Genomic DNA, 7,885 nt, shown 5'->3' with positions numbered 1-7,885 from the left:
AACACTTGTGCTATCACACTCTTCCCCACCCCCCCGTTCTCCCCTTCTCCCCCCCCCCCCCGGGTTGGGGCCCGCGCGCCCGGGGCGCGCGCGCGGGCGGGGGAGGGGTGGCCACGGGACCGTTCGGCTGCACGTGCTGATTCACCAGCCGTGCGGCACCCGCTCCAGTACGCCTCCGGCGAAGACCTCGTAGAGCGGCAGCGTCTCTAGGTGCACGTATCCGATGTGGCAGTCGCAGACCTTCAGCGGACAGCCCCGGGGGCGGAGCGCGGCGCGGTACGAGTTGTCGTACAGGTTGCCGAGGACGTCCCGGACGAAGTGGCAGCGGCGGACGGTGCCGTCGCCGTCGACCGAGAGCACGGATTCGCCGGTGCGGCAGGGCCGGCCGGCGCTGGGGTGGGCGTGCCGGCTGTAGCCGAAGTGCGGGTCGAGGGCCTGCCAGTCGGCGGCCTCGGCGTCGGTGTAGTGGTGGCCCTCGGCGGCGTTGACCCACAGGTAGACGCCGGGGGAGAGGGCGGCGCGCATCCGGCGGGCGTCGGCGAGGTGCTCGGGCCGGCCCACCACGCCGACGCTGTACCGCACGCCGAGCCGGTCGAGCTCCCGGCACTTGGCGAGGAAGCGGTCGTGGCCGACCTGGCCCGGGTGGTACGTCACCCACAGTGCCAGCGTGGCGAGATCGGCCTCGGCCAGCCAGTCGGTGCGGCAGCTGAGGTTGGTCTGGATCACCACCCGCCGCACGTGCGGCAGCCGGCTCAGCCCGACCAGCGCCCGCCGGTACCAGGACCGCACCAGCCCCTCGCCCCACGGGGTGAACAGCAGCGACAGCGTGTCCCCGGTGCCGGCCCGGCCGGCCGCCCAGCCGGTGAACCGTTCCAGGGCGGCGCGGTCGGCCCGCAGCTGCTCGGGGGTGTCGCGGCGCTTGGCGAACGGGCAGTACGGGCAGTCGTAGTCGCAGGAGGCGAGCGGGCCGCGGTAGAGCAGGGTCAGGTCGAGGCCGCCGTCCGGGGCGCCACCGTGCGTGACTGGCCCGCCGTGCGTGACAGCGCCGCCGTCCGAGACGGGCCCGCCGCCCGGGGTGCGGGCGGCAGAGGCGCCGTCGGCGGGGCGGGGTGCGGGCATGCCGAGGAAGGTCATTTCGCCTCGTACTCGGCCATCAGCCGGTGCACCTCGGGGGAGAACAGCATCGGACCGGCGAGGTCGGAGTGGGCCAGGCCCTCCGGGGAGAGCACGAGCCGCAGGGGATCGTCCGCCAGCCAGCCCCGGGCCTCGAACGCGGCCAGCTCGGCCGGGAAGTCCTCGGCCGGCGTCGAGCCGAAGCGGGCCCGGTACTCCGCCACCGGCATGCCCTCGGCCTGCAGCAGCGACTGGACGAGGTGCCGTCGCCGGGCCTCCTCCGGGGTCGTGTGGCGGCCGACCTCGGCGCGGTGGAAGTCCTCGGTGGCCACGTAGTCGTCGATGATGCCGCGCACCTCCGTGGCGTTGACCGCGTAGTCGAAGGAGTAGTGCAGCCGCGAGGTGTACGAGCGGGCGCCGCAGCCGAGGCCGACCATGCCGTCGGTCTGGCAGGCGTACTCGCTGCTCCCGGCCTGCGGGGCGGCGGCGCGGCGGAACATCCGCATCGACACCTGCTGGTAGCCGTGCGCGAGCAGGTGGTCCCGGCCGGACCGGTAGAGGGCGAGCCGCCGGGCGTCCCAGTCGGCCTGGCTCTCCTGCTCGCCGCGCCGGGCCAGCCCGGTCAGCGGCCGGACGTACAGCGGGTAGAGGTACAGCTCCTCGGGCTGCCAGGCCAGGGCGGCGTCCAGCGAGTGCAGCCAGCTGGCCTCGGTCTGGCCGTCGATGCCGTAGATGAGGTCGATGTTGAGGACGGGGAAGCCGGCGGCGCGGATCCGCCCGAGGGCGGCCTCGACCTCGGCGCGCTTCTGCGGCCGGACGGCCGAGCGGGCCTCCTGGTCGACGAAGGACTGCACGCCCAGGCTCAGCCGGGTGGTGCCCCGGGCGGCCAGGACCTCCAGCCGGTCGGCGGTCGCGGTGGCCGGCGAGGCCTCCACGGAGAGCGGGACGGCCTGGAGGTCGGCGCCCATCCGCCGCTCGGCGATGTCGCAGAGCCGTTCCAGCTCGCCGGCGGTCAGGTAGGTGGGCGTGCCGCCGCCGAACGCGGCCAGGGCGAACCGGGCGTCGTCGTCCAGCGCCCGGCGTACGGCGGTGGCCTGCCGGTCGAGTGCGTCCAGGTAGGCGGTGGTCAGGCCCTCGGGGCTGCCGATCCGGGTGAACAGGTTGCAGAAGCCGCAGCGGACCTCGCAGAACGGGACGTGCAGGTAGAGCGAGAGCGCGTGCTGGGGCTCGCCGGCCCACAGCTCGCGCAGCACCGGCCGCTCCGGCAGCGGCCGGTACGCGGTCTTGTGCGGGTAGGCGTACACGTACGACCGGTACGGGGACTCGGCCTGGCGGGCGGGTGCCGTGGTCATGCGCTCTCCTCCTCGGCGTCCTCGGCGGTGGCCGTCGGGTGTGCGGCGTCGGCCGGACCGGTGGCGTGCGCGGCCGGGATGCCGGTGTGCGTCGCCGGGCCGGTGGTGTGGGTCGCCGGGCCGGTGGTGTGCCCGGCCGGGATGGTGAAGTGCGCGTACGGGACCGTCCAGACCACCTCGTGGCCGATCCGGTGCCCGGTGTAGCCGTCCTCGCCGTAGGCCGTGCCGTGGTCGGAGCAGACGATCGCGAAGCACGGCCGCCGGGCGCTCATCGCGGCGAAGAGCCGGCCGATGTGCGCGTCCACGTACTCCAGGGCGGCCGCGTGGCTCTCCCTGCTGTCGCCGTGCTCCCGGGTGGCGCCGGGCAGGTGGAACCAGTTGGGCTGGTGCAGCGCCGAGACGTTGACGAAGAGGAAGAGCGGCCGGTCGGCGGGCTGCTCGGCGGCGACCCGCTCGGCGCGGGCGACCTGGGACTCGAAGGAGGTGGGGGAGGGGACGCCCATCTCGGGCGCCCAGTGGCTCTCCTGGAACAGGCCGGGCAGCACCGAGCCGAGCGCGCCCTGCTGGTTGAAGAAGCCGACGCCGCCGATGCAGACCGTCCGGTACCCGGCCGCGGCGAGCGCGCTCGGCAGGTCGGGCGTGTCGAACACCCAGGTCCGCGGGGCGGTGCTCTCCGAACCGGCGAACCGGGCGGCGAACAGACGCGGGTGCGGCCCGTCCGGGGAGGCCGGGGTCGGCAGGAAGCCTGCCAGGATCGCCTGGTGCGCGGCGTACGTGAAGCTGCCGGGGGAGTGCCGGCGCTCCCAGCGGCCACCGGGGAGGAACGCGGCGAGGTTCGGGATCCGCCCGGCGGCGGCCAGTTCCTCGGCGACGTCGAAGCGCAGCGTGTCGAGGGTGACGAGGAGCAGGTTGTGGCTGCCCACGACGGCGTTCATGTCGGGAGCGGGGGTGGGGGTGGGGACGGTGTGCTGGTTCATCGCGTCAGTTCCGTGCGTGGGGTGCGTGGGAGGCATCGGGTGCGTGGGGTGCATGGGACGGCTCATCGGTGGTCCGTTGGACGGCCCCTCGGCTTCCGGGCCGGGGGCGGTGCGGCGAGGGCGGCGAGCTGGGCGGCGTAGGTGTCCAGGCCCTCGGCGGGGCCGCCGGGCAGGCCGGTGAGGTTCGGCAGCAGGTCGCCGAAGGCGTTGACCTCGCCGACCAGTGCGCGCCGCCAGCCGGTGGTCGGCAGCAGGTCGACGCCGACCATCGGGGAGTTCGGGAAGCAGGCGGCGGCCCGCTCCGCCGTCTCCAGCAGGCCCGGCCAGGCCGGCCCGGCCGCCTCCCGGGCGAGCTCCAGGCTGCCCCGGGCACCGCCGAGGTGAAGGTTGGTCATCGGCTGGTGGCTGGTGCGGACCACCACGTGGGTGGCGCGTCCGGCGATCACCACGATGCGGAGGTCGGCCGAGCGGCCTGCCTGCGCCGCCTTCGGAACCCACTGCTCGACGTGCAGCCCGTCCGGGGCGAGCCGGTCGACCAGCCCGGCCACCAGCCGTTCGTCCCGGTACCGGCGGACCCGCAGCGAGTTGTGCAACCGCCCGTCCGTGAACTCCACCGAGGTGGTCGCCTGGACCTGGCCGCGCGGTCCGAACGCCAGCGCCACCACCCCGGAGGCCGAGGAGCCGTGGACGGGCTTGACGAACACCCGCCGCAGCCCGGCTGCGGCCAGCCGTTCGCGCAGGTCCTCCCAGCCGGTGACCGGGCCGCCGTCCAGGGCCCGGGGCACCGGCACCCCGGCCGCCGACAGCAGCGCGTGCGCCCGCCGCTTGTCGAACATCACCGCGATCTCCTCGGGGTCGCCGAGCAGCCGGACGCCGGGCTGCCCCTCCACGGCCCGCAGCGCCGCCGTCACCCGCGCGTACCAGACGGCGCCGCCCTCGACCCTGGTCGGGGCGTAGCCGTCGCCGAGCGCCGGGCCGCGCAGCAGCGCGTCCACCGCCTCCTCCTCGCCGGGCGACTCGATCCGCACCACGCTGCCGGCCGGCAGCCGGTAGGTGCCGCGCAGCACGTCGATCCAGGGCAGGACGGTGGGCTCGGGCAGCCCGGCGGCCCGGGCGGCGGCCGTGAACAGCGCGACCCGGCGGTGGCCCGGGTTGCCGAGCACGGTCAGCCGCCCGGACGGCGGGAGCCGATGGGTGGCCCGGGCGGGGGCCGGGACGCCGGCGTGCGTGATGGTCCGCATCGTCACCCGCCTACTCGGCCTCGGCGACGTAGCGCCAGCCGTCGTCGTCCTCCTCGGCGTCCGAGAGGTCGATCTCCACGCCGGGCAGGGCCTGGCGCAGCCGTTCCTGCATCGGGTCGGTGAGGTAGTGGTGGTGCAGGTCGAGGGCCTTGAGATGGGTGAGCGGCTGGCCCTCCAGCAGCGCGGTGGCGCCCTCGTCGGACAGCACGCCCATGGACAGGCTCAGTGACTCCAGCCGGGCCACCACGGGCGCGTGGGCGACGGCGGCGGCGATCTCGTCCTGGAACTCGCTGTTCTGCAGTCCGAGGTGGCGCAGCGCCGGCAGCCGGGTGCCGTCGAGGAACGGTGCCACGTCGTCGATCGTCGCGTCCCCGCCGTACTCCTCGGCGCCGAACCAGAGCACCAGGCTCTCCAGCGCGGGCAGTTCGCTCGCCGCGACCGCCTGAACCACCTCGGTGGGCAGCCCGCCCGACTCGAACCGCAGCTCGGTCAGCCGGTCGTGCCGGACGGGGCTGAGCCGCAGGCCGTTGCCACCGCACACGACCAGCTCGGTCAGACCCGGGAACGCCGTCAGTACCGGCGTGACGTCCGACAGCTCCAGCCAGGAGATCTCGCAGTCCTCGTACGAGACGTGCGCGACGTACAGCGCCTCCAGGGCGGGGAACCGGAGGGCCTCGGCGACGATGTTGGCGAGTGCCCCCTCCACCGGGATGTAGTCCCGGACCCACCAGGGGCCGATGAGCACGGCGCGGACACCGGCCGGGTCGACGGTGGCCAGGAAGGCGGCCCACACCTCGTCGAAGCCGCCCTCCGAGCCGTACGCGACGCGCAGGCGCCAGGCGGCGGCGCCCGCCTCCGGCAGCTCGGCCGGGTCGGAGGGCAGGGCGGCGTCGCTGACGGTGAAATCGACGATGGGCAGCCCGTGGAACTGCTCGCTGGTCCGGGTGAAGATCACAGTGCCCCCTGGGCTGCGTGGCTGGAGCGTGGTGGTGAGGGTGGTGGCGAGGGTGGGCGGAGACTACTCGGCGATCGCTCCGCGACTGCTCGGATTGTTCGGCGACTACTCGGCGACCGCGACGTAACGGTGCTGGTCGTCGGGCTTGCCGGCCTCCGAGAGGTCGATCTCCACGCCGGGCAGCGCCTGGCGCAGCCGCTCCTGCATCGGCTCGCTGAGGAAGTGGTGGTGCAGGTCGAGGGCCTTGAGGTGGGTGAGCGGCTGGCCCTCCAGCAGCGCGGTGGCCCCCTGGTCGGTGAGCACGCCCATGGACAGGCTCAGCGACTCCAGCCGGGCCACCACGGGTGCGTGGGCGACGGCGGCGGCGATCTCGTCCTGGAGCTCGCTGTCCTGCAGGCCGAGGTGGCGCAGCGCCGGGAACCGCGCGCCGTCGAGGAACGGCGCCAGGTCGTCGAGCGTCACGTCGCCGCCGTAGGACTGCACCCCCAGCCAGAACTCCAGCCGCTCCAGCGCGGGCAGTTCGCTCGCCGCGACCGCCCGCGGCACCGCGGCCGGCAGCCCGCCCGACTCGAAGCGCAGCGCCCGCAGGTGCTCGTGGCGCACCGGCTGCAGCAACACGCCCTCACCCTCGACCGACTCGTCCGAGGCGCCGCGCACCACCAGCTCGGTGAGCAGCGGGAACGTCGTCAGCACCGGCGTCACGTCGACCATGTCGATCCAGGAGATCTCGTTCTCCTCGTACGTGATGTCACCGATGAACAGCCCGCGCAGCGCCGGCAGCCGGTCGGCCGCGCCGATGATCGCGGCCAGCGGCTCGTCGAAGCTCTCCGGCCCGTCCAGCGACCACTCGCCGACCACGACGGCCGTGACCCGGCCCGGGTCGACCGCGGCGAGGAACTCGCTCCAGCGCTCGACCCAGCCCTTCGGGGCGTCGTACTCGACGCCGATCTTCCAGGCCACCGCGTCGGGCTCCGGGAGCTCGGCTCCCTCGTACACGGCCGCGACGAAGTCGAAGACCGGAAGTCCGTGGAACTCCTCGATGTGGTTGTTGACCGTCATGCGCTGCTCCTCGGGATCGGTGCGGGCCGGACACGTGTCTATCAGTCGGGTCCGACAATCCGCTCTCCGGGGCCGATACCGGGAGGGCTGAGGGCATGTCGGTCCCGGTGCGGCGGGGGAGGGGCCGACGGCAAGCGGGCCCCGGCCCGGCCGTGGGCGCCGATGTGAGGGTCGGTGTGGGCGTCGGTGGGGCGTCGTTGTCGGACCCCTCGGCTACGTTGTGGAGCGTGGGGATCCGACGTCCGTCGGACCGGGTCAGGGAGGGCTGATGTACCGCCAGGGAGACGTGCTGATGGTGCCGGTGGAGGAGGCCGCGGTGCCGCCGCGGGTGGCGGCGCTGGCAGCCCAGCCGCGGGATGCGCGGGGCCGGCTGGTGCTGGCGCTCGGCGAGGTGACCGGGCACGCGCACGCCGTGGTCGGGCCCGGGTGGCTGCGCCGGGAGGCGGGGCCGTTCGGCGCCGCCTGGCTGCGCCTGCCGGAGGGCGGCCGGGTCGTGCACGAGGAGCACGCGGCGATACCGCTGCCCAAGGGCTGGTACCGGGTGGTGCGTCAGCGCGAGTACGTGCCCGGTGCGGTGCGCATCGTCGCGGACTGACCCGGGCGGCTCCCCGTCGGTGTGGCGGGGGCAGGTGGACGTGAGCGGGTTCGGACGGCGGGGCGGCGTGCCCGGCCGGGAGCGGAGCAGGTGATGGGGACGGAACAGACGGTGGCACCGGACGAGGCGACGGCGCGCTGGCGGGTGTGCGCGGCGGCCACCGGCCCGGCCGAACGGGCCGAGGTCGAGGGCGCGGTGCGGGTCGCCTACCGGGCGGCCGGGCTGGCCGGGCCGGCGGAGGTGCGCTGGTTCGGCTCGCCGGCTTCGGCGGCCGTGGCGGCGCTGGAGCTGCGGGCCGCCGGTGCGGTGAGCGTGCGGGAGGCGGTCCGGACGGCGCCCTGGGAGGCGGCGCGCCGGCAGGCCGTGGAGCGGGCCGGGGCGGCCGGCTGGGCGCCGCTGTGGGCACTCACCGGCGGCGAACTCGGCCCGGTGACCAACGCCTTGGCCGACCGGATCCGGAACGCCGTGCTCGACCGGCTCGCCCCCGAGCCCGGTGCCGGGGAGGAGCCGGACGACGGGGTCGAGGCCGTCCGCGACTCCCACCGCCGTGAGCGGCTGTTCCTCGTCGCCTGGCCTTCCGACGCCGAAGGCCC

General features: G+C 75.1%; 7 protein-coding genes and 1 pseudogene. 2 read left to right on the top strand and 6 right to left on the bottom strand.

Going from position 1 to position 7,885, the window contains the following annotated elements; genetic code table 11:
• Window positions 1-141: 141 nt before the first annotated feature.
• From ABZ885_RS31580 to ABZ885_RS31555, 6 genes are all read right to left on the bottom strand, one after another.
• The gene (locus tag ABZ885_RS31580; RefSeq protein ID WP_360196157.1) at window positions 142-1,119 is read right to left on the bottom strand and encodes an STM4011 family radical SAM protein; all 978 of its coding nucleotides are present in this window, start codon (window positions 1,117-1,119) and stop codon (window positions 142-144) included.
• Window positions 1,120-1,130: 11 nt separating this feature from the next.
• The gene (locus ABZ885_RS31575) at window positions 1,131-2,465 is read right to left on the bottom strand and encodes an STM4012 family radical SAM protein (protein WP_360196155.1); all 1,335 of its coding nucleotides are present in this window, start codon (window positions 2,463-2,465) and stop codon (window positions 1,131-1,133) included.
• Complete coding sequence (locus ABZ885_RS31570; protein ID WP_360196159.1) at window positions 2,462-3,400, bottom strand: STM4013/SEN3800 family hydrolase; 939 nt, start codon at window positions 3,398-3,400, stop codon at window positions 2,462-2,464. Before ABZ885_RS31570 ends, ABZ885_RS31575 begins: the two co-directional genes overlap by 4 nt.
• Before the next feature lie 104 nt (window positions 3,401-3,504).
• Window positions 3,505-4,683: an STM4014 family protein gene (locus ABZ885_RS31565; protein WP_360196152.1), complete on the bottom strand. Its 1,179-nt coding sequence runs from the start codon at window positions 4,681-4,683 to the stop codon at window positions 3,505-3,507.
• A 10-nt stretch (window positions 4,684-4,693) separates the two neighbouring features.
• Entirely contained in the window at window positions 4,694-5,638 is a 945-nt protein-coding gene (locus ABZ885_RS31560) for an STM4015 family protein (protein ID WP_360196149.1), read from the bottom strand.
• Between the two features lie 105 nt (window positions 5,639-5,743).
• A complete protein-coding gene (locus ABZ885_RS31555; protein ID WP_360196146.1) occupies window positions 5,744-6,697 on the bottom strand; it encodes an STM4015 family protein in 954 nt (317 codons plus the stop codon).
• Window positions 6,698-6,965: 268 nt separating this feature from the next.
• Here ABZ885_RS31555 and ABZ885_RS31550 point away from each other — a divergent pair, with 268 nt between their 5' ends.
• Together ABZ885_RS31550 and ABZ885_RS31545 are read left to right on the top strand one after the other, a co-directional pair.
• Window positions 6,966-7,292, top strand: coding sequence for a hypothetical protein (locus ABZ885_RS31550; protein ID WP_360196143.1), 327 nt, complete (start codon window positions 6,966-6,968; stop codon window positions 7,290-7,292).
• Window positions 7,293-7,385: 93 nt separating this feature from the next.
• Window positions 7,386-7,885: pseudogene (locus tag ABZ885_RS31545) on the top strand (hypothetical protein); the annotation flags it as partial.

The organism is Kitasatospora sp. NPDC047058 (genome assembly GCF_040643935.1).
GTDB lineage: Bacteria > Actinomycetota > Actinomycetes > Streptomycetales > Streptomycetaceae > Kitasatospora.
The sequence above is the reverse complement of the archived record's forward strand: the minus strand, read 5'-3'. Positions and strand labels throughout refer to the sequence as shown.